The sequence below is a fragment of the Apibacter sp. B3706 genome, assembly GCF_011082725.1.
Lineage (GTDB): Bacteria > Bacteroidota > Bacteroidia > Flavobacteriales > Weeksellaceae > Apibacter.
In genome coordinates, this window is record NZ_CP049715.1 from 446574 (window position 1) to 465210 (window position 18637).

Here is an 18637-nt window from a genome sequence, read left to right on the forward strand (position 1 = left end):
ATAAAAGAAATATTGAAAAAAAACATTCAAAAACAGTAAATTAGAAGAAAAAGTTAAAATAAATATCGTCTATTTTTATAATTTTTTGGAAGTATGGATAAGTGTACTTATCAAATATGGGAGGAAATCCCAAAAAATTCTTATTCTTCCCATATAAGTCAATAATTTTTAATGGAGATAATTTAGTCGAGAATTTATGCAATAAAAAAACGGAAAGAATTAACTAATCTTTCCGTTTATCTTTATTTATAAAATAAATTATCTTTTAACTTTAAAAGCTTTGAATTGAGGATAAACAGCAACTTCTCCTAAGTTTTCTTCAATTCTTAGTAATTGGTTGTATTTAGCCATACGATCTGATCTAGAAGCAGAACCTGTTTTAATTTGACCACAGTTTAATGCAACGGCAAGATCTGCAATCGTATTATCTTCTGTTTCACCGGAACGGTGAGACATTACTGCAGTATATCCGGCATTTTGAGCCATTTGTACAGCATCAATAGTTTCTGTAAGAGTTCCGATTTGATTAACTTTAATTAAGATTGAGTTTCCTACTCCTTGTTTAATACCGTCTTCAAGTCTTTTAACATTGGTAACAAATAAATCATCACCTACTAATTGAACTCTTTTACCGATTTTTTCGGTAAGTATTTTCCAACCTTCCCAATCGTTTTGATCCATACCGTCTTCAATAGAAATAATTGGATATTTTTCAGTTAATTCAGCTAAATAAGAAGCCTGCTCTTCACTGGTTCTTACTTTACCTCCTTGACCTTCAAAAATAGAATAATCATATTTATTGTCTTTGAAGAATTCAGATGAAGCACAATCTAGAGCTAGCATAACATCTTGCCCCGGAGTGTATCCTGCTTTTTTGGTAGCATCTAAAATGGTATCTAATGCATCTTCAATATTTTTAAAGTTAGGAGCAAAACCACCTTCATCACCTACAGCAGTACTTAAACCTCTGTCATGTAAAACTTTTTTAAGAGAGTGGAAAATTTCAGTTCCCATGCGAATAGCAGTAGAATAACAATCTGCAGCAACCGGCATAATCATAAATTCTTGAAACGCAATAGGAGCATCAGAATGCGCACCTGCGTTGATAATATTCATCATTGGAACAGGTAGAACTTTACCGTTTACACCTCCAACGTATCGATATAATGGTAATCCTAATTCTTTAGCAGCAGCTTGAGCAACAGCTAAAGATACGCCTAAAATAGCATTAGCACCTAATTTACCTTTATTAGGTGTACCATCCAGGTCAATCATTGTTTTATCTATTAAAGCTTGTTCAAAGACATCAACTCCAACTAATTCAGGTGCAATAACATCATTTACATTTTCAACAGCTTTTAAAACTCCTTTACCTAAATATTCTTTTCCTCCATCTCTTAATTCAACAGCTTCATATTCACCGGTTGATGCTCCAGATGGAACAGCTGCTCTACCCAAAGTACCGTATTCGGTGATTACATCAACTTCAACTGTTGGATTTCCTCTGGAATCCAAGATTTGTCTTGCATGAATTTGTGCTATTAGACTCATAATATTATAAAATTTGTTTGTTAAAATTTTATACAAAAATACTCATTTATTAATATATAGAGGTTATGAAAAGTTTATTTTTTATTGTATTGTTGATGCTATAAAATATAAAATTATTTATGGAGAAATAAATTTTAAACAGACCGGCATATCAATTTTTATATTTTGATTGGTGTCTTGTAAAAATCCTGTATTTTGGTCAACGGAAAATATTTGAATGGTATCACTATCTTGATTAGCTACTATCAAAAATTTACCATTAGGAGATATAACGAAATTTCTGGGATTGATATTAGTTCTTTCATAATCAATGGGAGTTAATTTACCAGTATTCTGATCGATACTGAAAATTGATATTCCATCCTTTTTTAATCTATTGGAAGAATATAAAAACTTGCCATTAGGATGTATATGAATATCTGCACTTCCTTCGGCCTTGTATTCATCGGAAACAGTCGTCTGAATTTCTTTTAAATTTCCATCCTCATATTTAAAAACAACTACAGTTCCACCCAATTCATTAATTAGATAAGCAAATTTTTTATTTTGATGAAATACGAGGTGTCGAGGACCTGAACCGGGTGCAACATTTATATAAGCCGGATCAAAAAACGTAAGAAAATTCTTTTCTGTAGAATAATTTACATTGAACTTATAAATTCTATCACTTCCTAAATCCGTAGCAAAAAGATATTTATAATCGGGAGAGAACACCACGCAATGAAGATGCGATTGATTTTGCCGTACATCGTGTACGCTGCTCCCCGAAAAATTAACCTGTTGAATCATGGGACTTAAACTTCCGTCAGGTTCAGTTTTAAAAACAGAAATACTTCCTCCTATATAATTAGCCGTAACTATGTATTTATCTTGATATTCAATAGTAATATAACAAGGTGCAGCGCCATAGGCTGCCTGTGAGTTTTGAAAGGAAATTTTTCCGGAAGCTTTATCAAATAAAAAGGAATTTACTATGGAACTTTCTTTATCATCATTTTCACTAACTGAATATATATGATTTTTTTTATGGTTTATAACCAAATAGGATGGATTATTAACCGAAACATTATCAATAAATGAAGTATTTCCGGTTTCTGAATCAAAATCATATATATAGATACCGTTGCTTTCTCCATCAGTATAAGTACCTATAACTAAATAAAATTTCATTTTGTTTTTTAGTATTAAAATAATTATTTAAAATTATTAAAAAATATTTATATAAAATTATTTTTATTTTTAAAATTTTGAAATATAAATAAAGTATAAATGCTTTATAATATAATATCCTGTTTTATATAATGAATATTTATTTCTGTTTTTTTCAGTTAAGTACAATATTTGATATAACATTAAAAAACATATATTTTATAGCTTCTTTTTTTGAGTTTTTTGAAATTAAGACGTAAAAATTTTGTTTTTATATCTTATAACTTAACTACTCTACAACAATTACTTACTACTACATAATTTTTGGCAAAGAAATCTAAATAAGTGCTATTTAAACTATAAATAAATAGAACTTATTTAAGGAACAAAAAGGGAAAACAAAGAATTTAAAAATTTCATTTATTACTTGACTTAGTTAATAATGTAAAATAGTAATATGATAAATGGATCATATAATAAAATAATAAAACAAATAAAGTCATCAATATATAAATAAAATAATTTAAACAATAAGACATGGGAATTTTACAAAATAAAACAGCATTAGTTACAGGTTCAAGTTCAGGTATTGGTAAATCGATTGCGGAAAAATTTGCGCATGAAGGCGCTAATGTTATTATAACTTACCATTCGGGAAAGGAAAGAGCGGAAAATTTGGTGCAAGAATTATCAGGATTGAACGTAAAAGTTAAAGCATATCAGGTGAATGTTTCAGATTATAATGAAACGCAAAGTTTTTTCAATTTGGTTAATCAAGATTTTAACGATATAGACATTTTAGTTAACAATGCGGGAATAAATGGTAAAAATACATACGTGGAGGATATGAATTTGGAAGATTGGGATAGAACTATAAAAACCAATTTATATGGACCGTTCTATTGTATCAAAGAATTTTTAAAACTTAAGAAAAAAAATAATTCATATAAAGGATCAAGAATTATTAATGTGACTTCTATACATGAATATATTTGCAGACCGGGAGATGCTGATTATAATACAGCTAAAGCCGGAATGAGGAATTTGGCCAGAACTTTAGCTATTGAATTGGCATCAAGAGAATTAACGGTTAACAATATTGCTCCTGGAATGATACTTACTCCTATCAACAAACAATTTACGGATGAAGCGAAGTTATTAAAAGAAAAAGAAGATATTATCCCTATGAAAAGAGGCGGTACACCGGAAGAAGTTGCTAATGTAGCCTTATTTTTAGCTTCCGATGCTAGTTCTTACGTTACGGGTTCAACTTATACAGTAGATGGAGCATTGTCAATATTAGGGCAAAATGCCTAAGTGATTTCACACTATATCTTTAAAATATGAATATTACAGACTTTTTAATAGCCTGTATTCCTATTTTATCTTGGGGTTTTGTTCCCGTTATAGCTACCCTTATAGGTGGAAAGGTTATAGAACAATCATTTGGTATTGCAATAGGGAGTTTTATATTTGCTTGCATTATATATGCCATTAAACATCCTGCTTTAAATCTTCATATTATAGGAATTGGAATAGTATCGGGATTATTTTGGACAATTGGTTCGGTAGGTCAATTTATGGGATTGAAATATTTGGGAGTTTCAAAGTCAATGCCCATATCCAATGGAACTCAGATCATTGGAACTTCTATTTTAGGTGTATTTTTAGGAGATTGGTCGACTCTTAATTCAAAAATATTTGGTTTTAGTGCTTTAGCGTTAATTATTGTAGGAATTATTTTTACTTCATATAAGGAAGTAATCGAAAATGATGATGCTAAAAAAATAAATTGGAGTAAAGGAATTTCAGTTAATTTATTATCTTCCTTAGGTTTTACATTGTATGTTGGTATTTTAAAATACTATAATATTGATAGTTGGTCGAGTCTTTTGCCTCAATCTGTTGGCCAACTAATTGGTATAAATATTATAGCATTTTTATATTTCAAAGTAAATCCCTATAGTCTTAATTCTTTGAAAAATAGTGTTGTAGGGGTGGTGTGGGCTATAGGTAATTTAGCTATATTGATTTCTCAAATGAAATTAGGATTATCAGTAGCCTATCCGGTTGGTCAAGCATCCATTATTGTTTCGGTAATTGCGGGAGTTTATTTTAACGAAGAAAGAAAAACCAAAAAAGAGTGGATATCATCTATAATTGGTATGACTGTGATCGTGGTAGGATTATTTTTTATTTATTTGTCGGGCGTATTCGATAAATCCTAAGTTAGGAATAGATACATTAGTCATTATTGAGGCATATGAGAAACAATTTCTCATATGTAAACTAGTGATAATATTTATACGCTATAAAAAATAAAATTGAATAATATATGAGTTGTAATTAGATAGAAATTACAATCAAATATTTTCATTTAAACCTAAGGATAATTTGCTGAAATTGATTTCATTTTCATCTCCTGTATTTTTACCTAAAACATCAGATAACTTTACAGCATTTAAATAATCATCAGAAGGTTTTTCTTTTACATGAGTTAATTTAATTACCATATTAAGAGGCTTAACACCCACATCATTAGACAAGTATGTCCCGATGCCATAAGTGTCATGGATTCTGTCTTTGACATGTTCTTTTATTTTTTTAACCTCATTTAAATTTAATGAATCACTAAATACTATAGTTTTTGAAGAAGGATCGATTCTATTTTTTTTATAAAAATCAATAGTTTTTTCTGTAAACTCTAGTGGATCTCCACTGTCACAACGAACTCCGTCAAATAATTTTGCCAATTTTAAATTAAAAGATTTAAAAAATGATTGTGTTGTATAGGTATCCGTTAAGGTAATACCCAGACTTCCCTGGAAAACATCCACCCAAGCTTCCAGAGCTTTAATGTTAGCTGAGCGATAACCGAATAAAGCTCCATGGTACATAAACCATTCATGAGGCATAGTGCCGATTGGAGTTGTATTATATTTCATGGCAAGATATACATTGCTGGTCCCTTTAAAATATTTATCGGAATTTTCCTTTAATACTCCTACAACTTTATCTTGAACGTCGAAAGAATACCTTCTACGAGTACCAAACTCAGAATAATCGGCTTTTAAATTTTTAAGTCCAATTGCTTTTTCTTTAGCTTTAATTTCAATATCTTTTGGCTTTGTGCCGATCATTTCAAAATACAATTCCGATATCATAGCCATAAGCGGAACTTCCCATAAGACAGTTCTATACCAATATCCTTCAACATACAAGTTTAATTTACCGCCTACTTGGGAAATATGAACTTCATCAGGATTGTATCTGTACCCTTCTAAAAAATCTACAAAAAACGGATCTAAAAAATAGCATCTTTTTAAAATAAAATTTTTTTCATCATTAGTTAATTTCAAACTAATCATTTTATTTATTTCTTCTTTCAGTCTTTCTGCAAAACCTTTTGGAAAATCATCTTTTCCTCGATTTATAAAGTCATATCTAACATATGCCCATGGATATAATTTTTGAATGGCATGCATTACTGAAAATTTATATAAATCGTTGTCTGTAAAATGCTTAATTATCATAATTAAAATATGTTTTCTAAAAAGGTATTTGTCAAAGTTACAATTTTTATGATTAAAACTATTATTAATAAGCCATTTAATTAATAAAACCTTTTGTTTTTATCGAAAATAAGATAAAAATAAAAAGATTATATTTATCAGATCAAAAACAATATAGGGTTAAAATGAAAGCATTAATAGTAGTTGATATTCAAAACGATTTTCTTCAAGGAGGAAGCTTAGCCGTACAAGGGGGTAATAAAATAATCCCCGTTATTAATTCCATTCAGGAAAAATTTGATTTGGTCGTTGCTACTCAAGATTGGCATCCCAAAGGACATAAAAGTTTTGCTTCGCAACATAGTAATAAAAACGTGTATGACAAAATAGATTTAAATGGTATAGAGCAGGTTCTATGGCCGGATCATTGCGTTCAAGGCACTGTTGGAGCCGAAATATCTTCGGAACTGAATCAAAATAAAATAGAAGCGATCTTCAGAAAAGGAATGAATACTATTATTGACAGCTATAGTGGTTTTTATGATAATGGAAAATTAAAATGTACGGGTTTAGGAGATTTTTTAAAGGGGAGAGGGGTGAAAGAAATTTTTGTCTGTGGATTAGCGGCTGATTATTGTGTATACTTTACAGCCAAAGATGCTCTGGAATTAGGATTTACATCCACTATTATTGAAAATGCTACAAAAGCTATTGATGTATCAAATTTTGAAAATATTAAAAGATATTTTATACAAAGTGGAGGTAATATTATAGAAAAAATATAACAATAATATTATTAGAGTTATTTTTAAATTAAATACTAGTATAAGTATATATACTATTGATTTTATTGTTTTATTTAAACATAATAAAAAACCCCGTTATAGAACGGGGTTAAAACTAACTACTATGAAAATTCACTGCCTTATGAACATTTATAGTAAGACAAATTCCATGCCATAAAATTTCAAATAGTTAAATTATTATAAATTATATGTGTTTATATAATTTTTAAGATAATATATAGTGAATAAATTATTTTTCTTTTTAAAAATAAATATGAATTAACGTTTTTTGATCTAATATGTTATAAAATCTTCCATTTTAAATTATTTCAACAAATATTTATTTAAAAGAATAATATGAAGCATATATTGGAAAAATAGTAATATTCCGTTTTTAATATATTAATAAAGTTTATATTAATAAAGTTCTTATCAATTTAAAAAGAACGGGATTTAAAAAAAAACTTATCTCAAATCAAACTTATCATTCAAATGTATTTTTTTAGCTGATTAATTCGATAATGAATTTAGTTAAAAATAATTTTTCTGTTAATAAAAAAGCCCCGTAATACGGGGCTTAAAACTAACTACTATGAAAATTCACTGCCTTATGAATATTTATATTAAAACAAAATTCATGCCATAATATATGTATTTTGTTTATTTAATTGTAATAATTTACTGATAATAAATTTGTGATTGAAATAATATAGTTTAATTAAAGTACTAAATAAAGAAAGTCCCATTAATGATAATGGGACTTAAAACTAACTACTATGAAAATTCACTGCCTTATGAACATTTATATTAAAACAAAATTCATGCCATAATATTTGTGCTTAATTTATTTAATTGTAATAATCTGTTGATAATAAATTTGTAATTGAAATAATATTTTTTAAATAAAGTACTAAATAAATAAAGTCCCACTAATGATAGTGGGACTTAAAACTAACTACTATGAAAATTCACTGCCTTATGAACATTTATATTAAAACAAAATTCATGCCATAATTAAGGTTTTATATTTATTTAAATACAATAATATTTTAATAAAAATTTTTTAATTGAAATAATATATAATGAATTAGTTATAAATAAATAAAGTTCCACTATTGAAAGTAGAACTTAAAACTAACTACTATGAAAATTTACTGCCTTATGAATAATTGTATAAAAACAAATTTTATGACATAAAAATTATATTTAATTTAATACGATAATATATTTAATATTATATGAAATAATAATCTTTTAAATTATGTTAAATAAAAAAGTCTCACTACTTAAAGTGAGACTTAAAACTAACTACTATGAAAATTCACTGCCTTATGAACATTTGTTTATAGACAAATTCTATGCCATAATAGTTATATTTAATTTATTTATATATTATAAATATGGTAAAATTTTATACGTTATGAAATAATATATCTTATTGATTACTTTAAATAAAAAAAAGTCTCACTACTTAAAGTGAGACTTAAAACTAACTACTATGAAAATTCACTGCCTTATGAATAATTATTTAAAAACAAATTTCATGCCATAATATTTAATCATATATTTGTAATATATTATAATTTTAATAATATTATTATATAATTAAAATAATATATTGATAAAATGCACGAAATAAAAAAAGTCTCACTACTTAAAGTGAGACTTAAAACTAACTACTATGAAAATTCACTGCCTTATGAATAATTATTTAAAAACAAATTTCATGCCATAATATTTAATCATATATTTGTAATATATTATAATTTTAATAATATTATTATATAATTAAAATAATATATTGATAAAATGCACGAAATAAAAAAAGTCTCACTACTTAAAGTGAGACTTAAAACTAACTACTATGAAAATTCACTGCCTTATGAACATTTATTTTAAAACAAAATTCATGCCATAATTTTATGAAATTGTTATTTGTATATAATATTTATTTTAGAATAATTAAATGTTATAAAATTTTGGAGATGATATAATTGTATAAGATAAAATTTTAATTAAGATAATAAAAAAGCCCTATTAATAATAACAGGGCTTAAAACTAACTACTACGAAAATTCACTGCCTTATGAACATTTTAAGTAAGGCAATATTTGTGCCATTGAATTGCGGAAGTAATTTATAAATTTTAAAATTTAATGTTTACTACTATGAAAATAGTAATAAATATATCATAAGGTGATTTGTAAAATAAATATTATCAATATTTTAAATATATAAATAAAAAACCCCATAATTAATGGGGTTTAAAACTAACTACTACGAAAATTCACTGCCTTATGAACATTTATAGTAAAACAATATTTGTGCCATTGAGTTGCACAAGTAAATTAAATATTTTAAATATAAGGTTTAAAATATCATTAAAAAATTATAAATGTATGATGAGTATTGTGAAAATATCAGAATTAATTTTTTGTTTTAAATAAAAAAAGCCCTATTAAAAATAACAGAGCTTAAAACTAACTACAACAAAAATTCACTTTCTTAAGAAGATTAGCCTTGCACATTCAATAGTGCCGGTAACCCCTATTGGTTTAAAACCGAAGCAAAAGCCTGCCAAAACTTCTCCAAGCACTCATGTATCAGTATTTAAACGCATTGATGTAGGACTTGGGCAACTGAATATTGGTTATTTTGGACAAAAAGTTAAAACTCCTTGCCAATTACTTGAGCCGTATACCATTTTGATATTGCTGTCAGTTTATTAAGACAACACTATAAACCTTCTAAAAACTGATTAATATCTGATGGTCGTTATCATCGAGCAGCCGAGGGTAAAGCCGTATATATTATTAACAGCAAGTAAAAAAAACGTCGGATGTCTCTTATATCAAGATATTAAAACTATTTCCGAGGAACTTTATTCAGAAGAATAGATATTACCTTCATTTTGCTGATACTCGACTTATTTTATCTTATAAACAAAAAAATTGAAAATGTAACTTATTTAAGCAGCTCACTAAAAGTAAGCTTAAAGTGAATACTAGTTAAGTAATGTTACTAACTCTTGTTATCCATAAGATGAATATGGATATACCTAATAATGGAATACAAATTAAATTAACTAGTTGCCAGCCAGATAGGTACATTAAAGCGCCGGCTGAAAATGAAGCAACGATATTACCTGTATATACAAATAAGGAGTTTAATCCTTGAGCTTTTGTTTTCATGGCTGGACTGTATGTTTTTGTCAATAGAAGTGTTCCACCATTGAACATAAAATTCCATCCTATACCGGATAAGCCGAGTTCAATCATATAAATTTCAAGAGTTTGGTTAGGTAATAAAGTTAATAGGCAACCTAATGCACTACTTAAAACTCCGATGGTAATTAGCCCCTTAAGTCCAATAATTTTCACTAAGCTAGGATTAAAAAAGGACGGCAAATACATCATAATAAAATGTACCTGCAAGACAATAGATGCAGTCGTTAAAGCAAAGCAAGATTTATGCAATGATAATGGTGCGGCATTCATGGTTAGAGTCATTACAGCAAAAGCAATAGTACAAATAATACTAATCTGAATAAAATTCGAGCTTAATAACTTATGTTTGTGATCTGATGTTTTAATTGCATCTGGAGTAGGGCTAACCGTACGTCCTAAATCACTGGAAAGGAATAACTGTGATAAGGCTAAACAAACACAAACAGTAATGATAGCTACAAAAGAACCAGCATAGGGTACCGGTGAAAATAACTCGGAAAAGTGACTACTGAGAAAAGGACCGGCAATACCACCTATCACCCCGGCCCCCATTACAACAGATATTGCAGAAGCATGCTCCTTTGAGTTTTTAGCGGCATCAATTGCTGCAAACCGATAATATTGACCAAAAGCACTAAAAATACCTAATAACAAAGCTCCTAGGACGAGTACATAAAAATGATTCAACAACAAGGCTATACAGCATATTATTCCACCTAAGATTCCTACACCGGCTTTAAACATAAAACCACCTTTACGACCAAGTATCCCCATCAACCATGAGGCAGGATATATCATCAATAAAGTACCAATAACTGTAGCAGTTACTGGTAGTGTATTAAGTGAAGGGCTGGGTGATAAATATGAACCGGAAAGGCTTGAGACTGTTGTTAGCATCGAAACAACAGTTGTAGTTAATGCCTGTCCCACGGCCAACACAATAATATCTTTCGATGGTAGATGCATAACATTCACTCCTTTTATATGAAATTATATGAAATTGATTTAATCATTTAATTATGTTTATTCAATTATGCACATTATTTACCCTATGCTTAAAGCTTCATTTATTAACTCTTCAATTGGTATGAATCCCAGCTCAACCATACATAATGGCTGTTGTGAACCAACTAACCAATCAAATAAAAGATATGACTCACCTGACTTAAGCTGAACAGGAACAACATTATTACGTATAGTAAATTCTGCAAAGCTTTCAAAAATAATATCTTTGGATTGAAGACAACCCAACAAAACATGTTGAGAAAACTGATTACCACCACTAGGTCCTAATGTATAAATAGCAGGTTTATCCTTTTAATCTCGTTTTTCATGTACTGTTAATCTTAATGTTTTTCTACCTGATAAGTAAATAATACCAGCACTTTCATCATATATGTAAGGCAATATAATTACATATTGATTTCCAAGCTACATTTTGTATAAAAGAAATAGCATCTTCTAGAACTTCCTCATTTTCGAACTGAGCCGACCATTCAGTTTGATGGCGATTAATTATTAAACTAATAATATAGGCTGTAATTAAATGATTACAAGATAAAAAACTAATCATTATACCACTGATGCTTGCAAATTAATCTCGTGAGGTAATTGATATCTAGAGGTTCGTGATGGATCAAATAAATTATCCCAATCAATATTTAGTAAAATTGCATCAAACTTTGCTGCAACATTTCATTGATTAAATTGGAAAGTATTTCCCTTTCACCAGCAATAACAGAATGACTATTTCCTCCCACAACATTTGAATATAATACAAATTTGATAATGTTTTGGTTAGATATATTAGATATATTAGACAAAATTTATGCCATTATATCATTATAAATACTTAATATAATATAAATTCGGGTGAGTTGAAAATGTAAAAGACAATTATTAATTGCCATTCTTTATAAATCAGTATAATATATTTATTATGTTTCTATGATTCAATATACTATTTCTGAATATAATTTTTATTTAAGTTTTTAATTAAATAATTATATTAAGAGTAACAATTAAATTATTAAATAAAAACACTTTAAATATTCTTGTATTATATTAGCTATTTCTATGGTGATTGGTAAATTATTTAATAATTTAAAATTTAGGTTAATAGATTTAATAGATTTAATTGTAAGATTATTTTAAAATAAAAATTATTTATTATCCCAATTTTTATAAGGATTTTTCATAAGCATTGAATTGTAATATCTGGGATCAGCTGTGACTTCTTTCCCTAACCAATTCGGTTTCTCAATATTTTCATTTTCATCATCTAATTCAATTTCTGCAAGGATTAGTCCTTCGTTCTCACCATAAAACTCATCTACTTCAATTATTTTATCTCCAAAGGGAACAATATATCTTATTTTATCTATAATACCTACTTCACATAATTGTATAAGTTCATTAGCCTCTTCTTTTGTGATTTCCTTTTCCCACTCAAATCTGCTTATACTATTTTTTTTATTTGAACCTTTAATGGTTAAAAAACCTTGATTGTCTTGGATTCTAACACGTACAGTTCTTTCAGGTATTGAAGATAGATATCCTTGTTTAATTTGTAAACTTTTAATAGCCTTCGATTTAAATTCTCCTGTAATTAAATATTTCCTTTCAATTTCTTGTCCCATAGGATGTAATAAACAATTTTATTGAATATTTCATTTGTAAATTATAAAAAAATACAAATTTTTGAATTTAATTTTTATTCTTTTTAGCTTTCCAAAGTTGATCTAAATATTTATATCTGTCGGAAACATATTGAGAATACATTTTAGAAATAATATATCCCTCTTTTCCATCTAAAAAACCAAATTGAATAATATAATGATGGAGAAAACGATATATAGGTTTAATATGGTGATGTAAAAAATTAGATTTTTTACCCTTTTCAAATAATTCTTTTGCCTTTAGTCGGGAATATTTATCTAACTTATCCAAATATTTTTTTTCAGAATTAAAAGAATAATGGTCCAATCTGTTTTTTAAATATCCCGGTTCGGTTTTACATTCTATTTCTTCATGAACAAGTTTACTGCTTTTATATAAGGATTTATCTTTTTTAAATAAACGTATTACTTTATCATTCTTCCATCCGCTATGTTTCAGAAGTTTATCTTTAAAGTAAAAATTTCTTTTTATCCAATAAGCGTCTTTAGGGTTAAGGGAATTTACAGTATTTAAAATTTCATTTATTAAAGGAGTGGGGATATGTTCGTCTAAATCAAAAAAGACGATCCATTCATGAGTTGCGCGTTCAATTGCAAAATTCTTTTGATTAGTGAAATTATCAAATACTCTTTCAATGAAAATTACATTAGGATATTTTTTGAAACGTTCCTTAGTTTTATCTGTGCTAAATGAATCCACTACAATTATCTCATCGGCAAAAGAAATGTCTTTCATGAAACGATCTACATTATCTTCTTCATTATAGGTGATACATAAAGCGGTGATTTTTGGTTTATTGTCTTTAATTTCTTGAGGTAAATTGGAATTTGTTTTCTCAATTCCTAAAATATTTTGTAAAAAATGATCAATTTTGCCAAGTAACATTTTCGGTTTCATTAGTTTATAAAAAGGTTCAGGCTTACGTAAGATTTCTTTAAGAGGATATTCCGTATAAATTTCAGGATATATATCCATAAGATGAAAACTCTTATGAATAAATAAATTTTCATAGCATCCCCAATCTTTTCTGAACTTGTGCGGGGAAAAAATTGAAAACGTGGGCTTTTGTATAGCCTTTGCAATATTAACAGCTCCTCCCTCATTGGCTATCAGTGCATTGCAATTAGATAATATGGAAGCAAATTCTCGAATATTATTTCCAAGAATGGAAGTAAATATTTTTTCTTTATGTTCAATTTCTTTTAAAAGATCATCCGCTTCTTTTTGCTGACTAGGAATATAATTAAATAAAATATCTATATCATAATATTTTAACAAGTAATTGATTAACTCCGCCATATACGATAGAGGCCAAGATTTTTTTAAACTGCTTCCCAATATACCAACCATTAGGACCGGTTTAATAAAACTGACTCCGGAACTGATCATTAATTTTTTAGCATTATTAATTTCTTGATCATTTAAAAATATTTCGGTTTGAAAATCAATTTTTGTAATATCATCTACAAAAGGAGAAAGTAAAAGGCATCTATTTTCAATAGAAGTACAATGGATAAATTTAGGAAACTTTTCTTCTACAAAAACATCCGTATAAAAATATTTAAAAAAAGGTTTATCATAACTAATTTTCCTCTTAGCTTTAGAAAACAAAGTTATAAAACGGCTTTGTAATTTAGCGTAAGGATCTAAAAGTATATCATATTTTTCATTTTTAATATATTTTGTATACTTCCATAAAACAGAAAGCTTTTTTAACTCAATATCATCAAACTCAATTATTTTGTCGATATAAGGATTGTTTTGAAGGATATAAATAGCATTGTGGTAACAAAAAAAATGAACTTCGATGTTGGGAAATATTTTTTTTAAATTTTTAGCAAGTACACTGGCCACTAAAACATCTCCGATAAATTTATTTTGTATAATTAATGCTTTTTTCAAAAATATAATATTTAGTTATAAAATAGTTCAGCAAAATTAGAAAAAAAATTATTCATAATTAAGAACATAGGTCATGTAATAATTATTTATTTTCTTATAGTAGGCATAATATTTAACACTCGCTTTTTCATCAATAATCCAACATACAATAGGTTTATCACTTTTCAATTGAAAGGGTTCTACTCTATAGTGATTTAAAAAAGACCATAAGTTTCCATGGTGTATTTTATACAGGGCTTCTTTTAATCCCCATAAAATATGATAATAGTCCTTTTCCTCACCTTTCGGTATGAATTCAAATTCATCTTTTCGAATAAATTTATATTTTATAGTATTAATTTTTTCATCCCTTTCCAATTCAATATCTACTCCAATATTAAAAGACGAAGCACCAACACAGACTACTCCGTGTGAATGAGATACGGAAATATTGTAAGTTCCTTCAACATAGGGTTTACCTTCTTTAGTGTATTTCACGGTACTATCTAAACCTAAAGCCATTAAACAAGCTCGTAATCCCAAATATTCTCGTTTTCTTTTAGGGGTTAACGAATCATATTTACCTTGTCTTATGTTATCTAATTTTAATATCCGTAACAATTCCTCATTAGTTTCACTGACTTTCCAAGTAACTATTCTCGTAAAATAATCAGGTATAATAAAATCTACAATAGGCATTTAAGATAATTTAAATAGATTAGTAAGTAAATATATAAAATTATAATAATTCTCTTATAACTCTGAATTGTAAAATACTTTGTAATAAAACATTTTCTTTTCTTCATCATACCCTTGCTCAAGAAAATCTTCGGAAGCTTCAGGTCTGTTAATGTCTAATTTAATTTGAATATATGTATCTAATTTGATATCAGTTTTAATTTTTCTTTTTTCCCTAGCTAATGCATTGGTGGAAACATCAAAAATTTCCGAAAATTGAACCCCTGAATTTTCTGAATAATCTTTTTTATATGATTTGAATTCATCAACCATATCATAATTATCCAATAATTCCTTCTCTAAAATTTCTTCAGTTATCGTTTCATTTTCATTAAATACTTGAAGACAATTACTGATAAATTCAGTTTGAATTTTCTTTCCTTTTTCCTCAAAAATTACTTGTTGTGAAAAATCAGATAATAAATTAATGTAATTTTTAGTTTGATACGAATCATCTTTAATATAATCTACTTCCAGAAATGACTTTTTCCAATATTCGGATTCTACATGAGCATCATCATGTACCAATATTTTATAACCACTTTCTTTATGTGTATTAAGTATTAAACAACTCTTATCAATGGATGAATCTAATCGAAAACCTTTCTGTATGGCGCATTCAACAATGTCAGAATGTTTAAATCGAAGAAATTTGTTCTTATTTTCAAGTTTGAATATCCCGATGCCGGAAATTTTAGATTCCTGTCCAATATCAATATCATTGAATAAAGCGATAAAAATTTCGCCTTTTTTAATTTGTGGGTGATTGGATCTTTCGTAAAGATGATCCAAAACTTTGTCTGAAAAACTTACAAAATCGATGGCATCTTCAAAAACATCTTTACATAAAGAATATAAAATATTAAAATTTATGTCTTGGGTATAATGAGTAAATTCATAGTATTCCAAATTTTTTTTAAAAGGAGAAAGAAAATAGGGTTGCATAGCCTCTTCCTCTTTTTCATTTAAATGAAATAAATCACCGGCATAAATATTTTTTTCTTCACGTAGTTTATTACCGGAAAATTGTAATGTTAATTTGGAAATTACAGCATGTTTTAAATTAATCGTCATAAATTTGCCTGATAAAGAATTACAAAAGTAATTCATTTAAAAATATCAGTAAATAATATTCATTACTAATTTATTTTGATTAATGAAATAATGTAATTTACTCAAAACAAACTCCTTGTCCTAAATTAATTTGTGAAATCCAAAATCAAAAAATCTTATTTTCATTTAAAATGATATCAATATTTTTTTAGAATTCAGTATAAAGCTATTTAAAATAAAAACATTTATAAATTGACTCTAATATTCTTCTAAAAAAATTGAATAGAATTTTTATTAATTTTTTATCTTATTTATTACAGAAATTCTACGAAAAACTAATCAGTTACATTAAAATTAGAAATTTTAAATAGTTTATATTTGCAAACATTTAATAAAATATGGGAACCACTCTAGAAAAAGAAATTAAAAGAAGGAAAACTTTTGGAATTATATCCCATCCGGATGCTGGTAAAACAACCTTAACAGAAAAATTACTTTTATTTGGTGGAGCGATTCAAGAAGCAGGAGCTGTAAAAAGCAATAAAATCAAAAAAGGGGCAACCTCAGATTTTATGGAGATTGAAAGACAAAGAGGTATTTCGGTTGCTACTTCCGTATTAGCCTTTGAATATAAAGGAAAAAAAATAAACATATTAGATACACCCGGGCATAAAGATTTTGCCGAAGATACCTATAGAACACTAACTGCCGTAGATTCAGTAATTGTAGTTATAGATGTAGCCAAAGGAGTTGAAGAACAAACCGAAAAATTGGTTCAAGTTTGTAGAATGAGGAATATTCCTATGTTGGTATTTATCAATAAACTCGATCGCGAGGGTAAAGATGCCTTTGATTTATTAGATGAAGTTGAACAAAAGTTACAATTAAGGGTTACACCATTATCTTGGCCCATCGGTATGGGATTAGATTTTCAAGGAATCTTTAATATGTGGGAGAATAATTTTAAATTCTTCACCGAAGAAAAAAAACAAAAAGTAGGGGAGAGTATTGAGATTAAAGATATTAATGATCCAATAGTAAATGAACTTATTGGCGACCAAGCAGCAGAAAATCTAAGGAATGAACAAGAATTAATACACTCGGTTTACCCAAAATTTTCAAAAGAAGAATATTTGAACGGAACCTTACAGCCGGTATTTTTCGGTTCCGCATTAAATAATTTTGGAGTTCAGGAATTATTAGATGCATTCGTTGAAATTGCACCCAATCCGCTACCTAAAATGAGCGATATACGATTAGTTAAACCGGAAGAAACGAGTTTTACGGGATTTGTATTTAAAATTCATGCCAATATGGATCCTAAACATCGGGATCGTTTAGCTTTTGTAAAAATTGTATCCGGAACTTTTAAACGAAATACCAATTATCTGCATGTACGTCAAAATAAAACCATGAAATTTAGCAGTCCTGCAGCTTTTTTTGCCGATAAAAAAGAGGTTGTTGAAGAAAGTTTTCCCGGAGATATTGTTGGTTTGCACGATACCGGTAATTTCAGGATCGGGGACACCTTAACAGAAGGAGAAAAATTAAATTTCAAGGGAATTCCATCGTTTTCACCGGAACATTTCCGTTATATAAATAATGAAGACCCTATGAAAACCAAGCAGTTGGCAAAAGGTATTGATCAATTAATGGATGAAGGAGTTGCGCAATTATTCACATTGGAAATGAATAACAGGAAAATCATAGGAACAGTGGGTGCGCTGCAATTTGAAGTAATACAATATCGTTTAGAACATGAGTATTCAGCAAAATGCAGTTATGAACCAATTCATATACATAAAGCATGTTGGGTGGAAACAGAGGATGAAAAATCATCGGAATTTTTAGAATTTAAGAGGGTGAAACAAAAATTCTTAGCTAAAGATAAGTTTGGGCAATTAGTCTTCTTAGCTGATTCTGCATTTAGTATAACCATGACTCAAGAAAAATTTCCATCGGTAAAACTTCATTTTACGAATGAATTTTAGGTAAAATATATAAAAAAACATTGTAAAAGAGAGCTAAAAAAAATTTAGCTCTCTTTTTTTTAACGAACAAT

The 18637-nt window shown here is 27.9% G+C and carries 14 protein-coding genes; 5 read left to right on the top strand and 9 right to left on the bottom strand.

Annotated elements, in window-relative coordinates; all coding sequences use genetic code 11:
* Positions 1–258: 258 nt before the first annotated feature.
* On the bottom strand, positions 259–1551 hold the full coding sequence (gene eno / locus G8C41_RS02055) for a phosphopyruvate hydratase (protein ID WP_105297989.1): 1293 nt from the start codon (positions 1549–1551) through the stop codon (positions 259–261).
* Positions 1552–1668: 117 nt separating this feature from the next.
* Positions 1669–2721, bottom strand: coding sequence for a lactonase family protein (locus G8C41_RS02060; protein WP_166005953.1), 1053 nt, complete (start codon positions 2719–2721; stop codon positions 1669–1671).
* 516 nt (positions 2722–3237) lie between these two features.
* On the opposite strand from G8C41_RS02060, the gene G8C41_RS02065 reads away from it, so the two are divergent.
* The gene (locus G8C41_RS02065; RefSeq protein WP_105297987.1) at positions 3238–4017 is read left to right on the top strand and encodes an SDR family NAD(P)-dependent oxidoreductase; all 780 of its coding nucleotides are present in this window, start codon (positions 3238–3240) and stop codon (positions 4015–4017) included.
* A gap of 26 nt (positions 4018–4043) precedes the next feature.
* Positions 4044–4928 carry a GRP family sugar transporter gene (locus tag G8C41_RS02070; protein WP_166005954.1) on the top strand — a complete coding sequence of 295 codons (885 nt, stop codon included), beginning with the start codon at positions 4044–4046 and terminating at the stop codon, positions 4926–4928.
* A 135-nt stretch (positions 4929–5063) separates the two neighbouring features.
* Here G8C41_RS02070 and pncB read toward each other — a convergent pair whose 3' ends face one another.
* Complete coding sequence (pncB, locus tag G8C41_RS02075; protein ID WP_166005955.1) at positions 5064–6233, bottom strand: nicotinate phosphoribosyltransferase; 1170 nt, start codon at positions 6231–6233, stop codon at positions 5064–5066.
* A 164-nt stretch (positions 6234–6397) separates the two neighbouring features.
* Between pncB and pncA the strand changes: the two genes are divergently transcribed.
* Positions 6398–6997 (top strand): bifunctional nicotinamidase/pyrazinamidase, encoded by a 600-nt coding sequence (pncA, locus tag G8C41_RS02080; protein WP_166005956.1) that lies wholly within the window; start codon positions 6398–6400, stop codon positions 6995–6997.
* Between the two features lie 2534 nt (positions 6998–9531).
* Positions 9532–9726: a hypothetical protein gene (locus G8C41_RS02085; RefSeq protein ID WP_166005957.1), complete on the top strand. Its 195-nt coding sequence runs from the start codon at positions 9532–9534 to the stop codon at positions 9724–9726.
* A 279-nt stretch (positions 9727–10005) separates the two neighbouring features.
* Here the strand turns inward: G8C41_RS02085 and G8C41_RS02090 are convergent, their stop codons facing one another.
* The 6 genes from G8C41_RS02090 to G8C41_RS02115 form a co-directional block, all read right to left on the bottom strand.
* Positions 10006–11190, bottom strand: coding sequence for an MFS transporter (locus G8C41_RS02090; protein ID WP_166005958.1), 1185 nt, complete (start codon positions 11188–11190; stop codon positions 10006–10008).
* A gap of 78 nt (positions 11191–11268) precedes the next feature.
* On the bottom strand, positions 11269–11475 hold the full coding sequence (locus tag G8C41_RS02095; protein ID WP_166005959.1) for a hypothetical protein: 207 nt from the start codon (positions 11473–11475) through the stop codon (positions 11269–11271).
* Between the two features lie 911 nt (positions 11476–12386).
* The gene (locus G8C41_RS02100; protein ID WP_160566863.1) at positions 12387–12863 is read right to left on the bottom strand and encodes a CYTH domain-containing protein; all 477 of its coding nucleotides are present in this window, start codon (positions 12861–12863) and stop codon (positions 12387–12389) included.
* A 67-nt stretch (positions 12864–12930) separates the two neighbouring features.
* Positions 12931–14805: a glycosyltransferase gene (locus G8C41_RS02105; RefSeq protein WP_166005960.1), complete on the bottom strand. Its 1875-nt coding sequence runs from the start codon at positions 14803–14805 to the stop codon at positions 12931–12933.
* 48 nt (positions 14806–14853) lie between these two features.
* Positions 14854–15483, bottom strand: a complete 630-nt coding sequence (locus G8C41_RS02110; protein ID WP_160541985.1) for a 4'-phosphopantetheinyl transferase family protein — start codon at positions 15481–15483, stop codon at positions 14854–14856.
* 54 nt (positions 15484–15537) lie between these two features.
* A complete protein-coding gene (locus tag G8C41_RS02115; RefSeq protein ID WP_255466982.1) occupies positions 15538–16632 on the bottom strand; it encodes a nucleoid-associated protein in 1095 nt (364 codons plus the stop codon).
* A 341-nt stretch (positions 16633–16973) separates the two neighbouring features.
* Here G8C41_RS02115 and G8C41_RS02120 point away from each other — a divergent pair, with 341 nt between their 5' ends.
* Positions 16974–18566, top strand: a complete 1593-nt coding sequence (locus G8C41_RS02120; protein WP_105297977.1) for a peptide chain release factor 3 — start codon at positions 16974–16976, stop codon at positions 18564–18566.
* The last annotated feature ends 71 nt before the right edge of the window (positions 18567–18637 follow it).

Bases quoted from the DNA above. Each gene is read 5' to 3' on its own strand.
- G8C41_RS02115 (WP_255466982.1), bottom strand. From the start codon at position 16,632: ATGAATTACTTTTGTAATTCTTTATCAGGCAAATTTATGACGATTAAT.
- G8C41_RS02060 (WP_166005953.1), bottom strand. From the start codon at position 2,721: ATGAAATTTTATTTAGTTATAGGTACTTATACTGATGGAGAAAGCAAC.
- G8C41_RS02065 (WP_105297987.1), top strand. From the start codon at position 3,238: ATGGGAATTTTACAAAATAAAACAGCATTAGTTACAGGTTCAAGTTCA.
- G8C41_RS02100 (WP_160566863.1), bottom strand. From the start codon at position 12,863: ATGGGACAAGAAATTGAAAGGAAATATTTAATTACAGGAGAATTTAAA.
- G8C41_RS02120 (WP_105297977.1), top strand. From the start codon at position 16,974: ATGGGAACCACTCTAGAAAAAGAAATTAAAAGAAGGAAAACTTTTGGA.
- G8C41_RS02090 (WP_166005958.1), bottom strand. From the start codon at position 11,190: ATGCATCTACCATCGAAAGATATTATTGTGTTGGCCGTGGGACAGGCA.
- pncA (WP_166005956.1), top strand. From the start codon at position 6,398: ATGAAAGCATTAATAGTAGTTGATATTCAAAACGATTTTCTTCAAGGA.
- G8C41_RS02110 (WP_160541985.1), bottom strand. From the start codon at position 15,483: ATGCCTATTGTAGATTTTATTATACCTGATTATTTTACGAGAATAGTT.
- G8C41_RS02070 (WP_166005954.1), top strand. From the start codon at position 4,044: ATGAATATTACAGACTTTTTAATAGCCTGTATTCCTATTTTATCTTGG.
- pncB (WP_166005955.1), bottom strand. From the start codon at position 6,233: ATGATAATTAAGCATTTTACAGACAACGATTTATATAAATTTTCAGTA.
- eno (WP_105297989.1), bottom strand. From the start codon at position 1,551: ATGAGTCTAATAGCACAAATTCATGCAAGACAAATCTTGGATTCCAGA.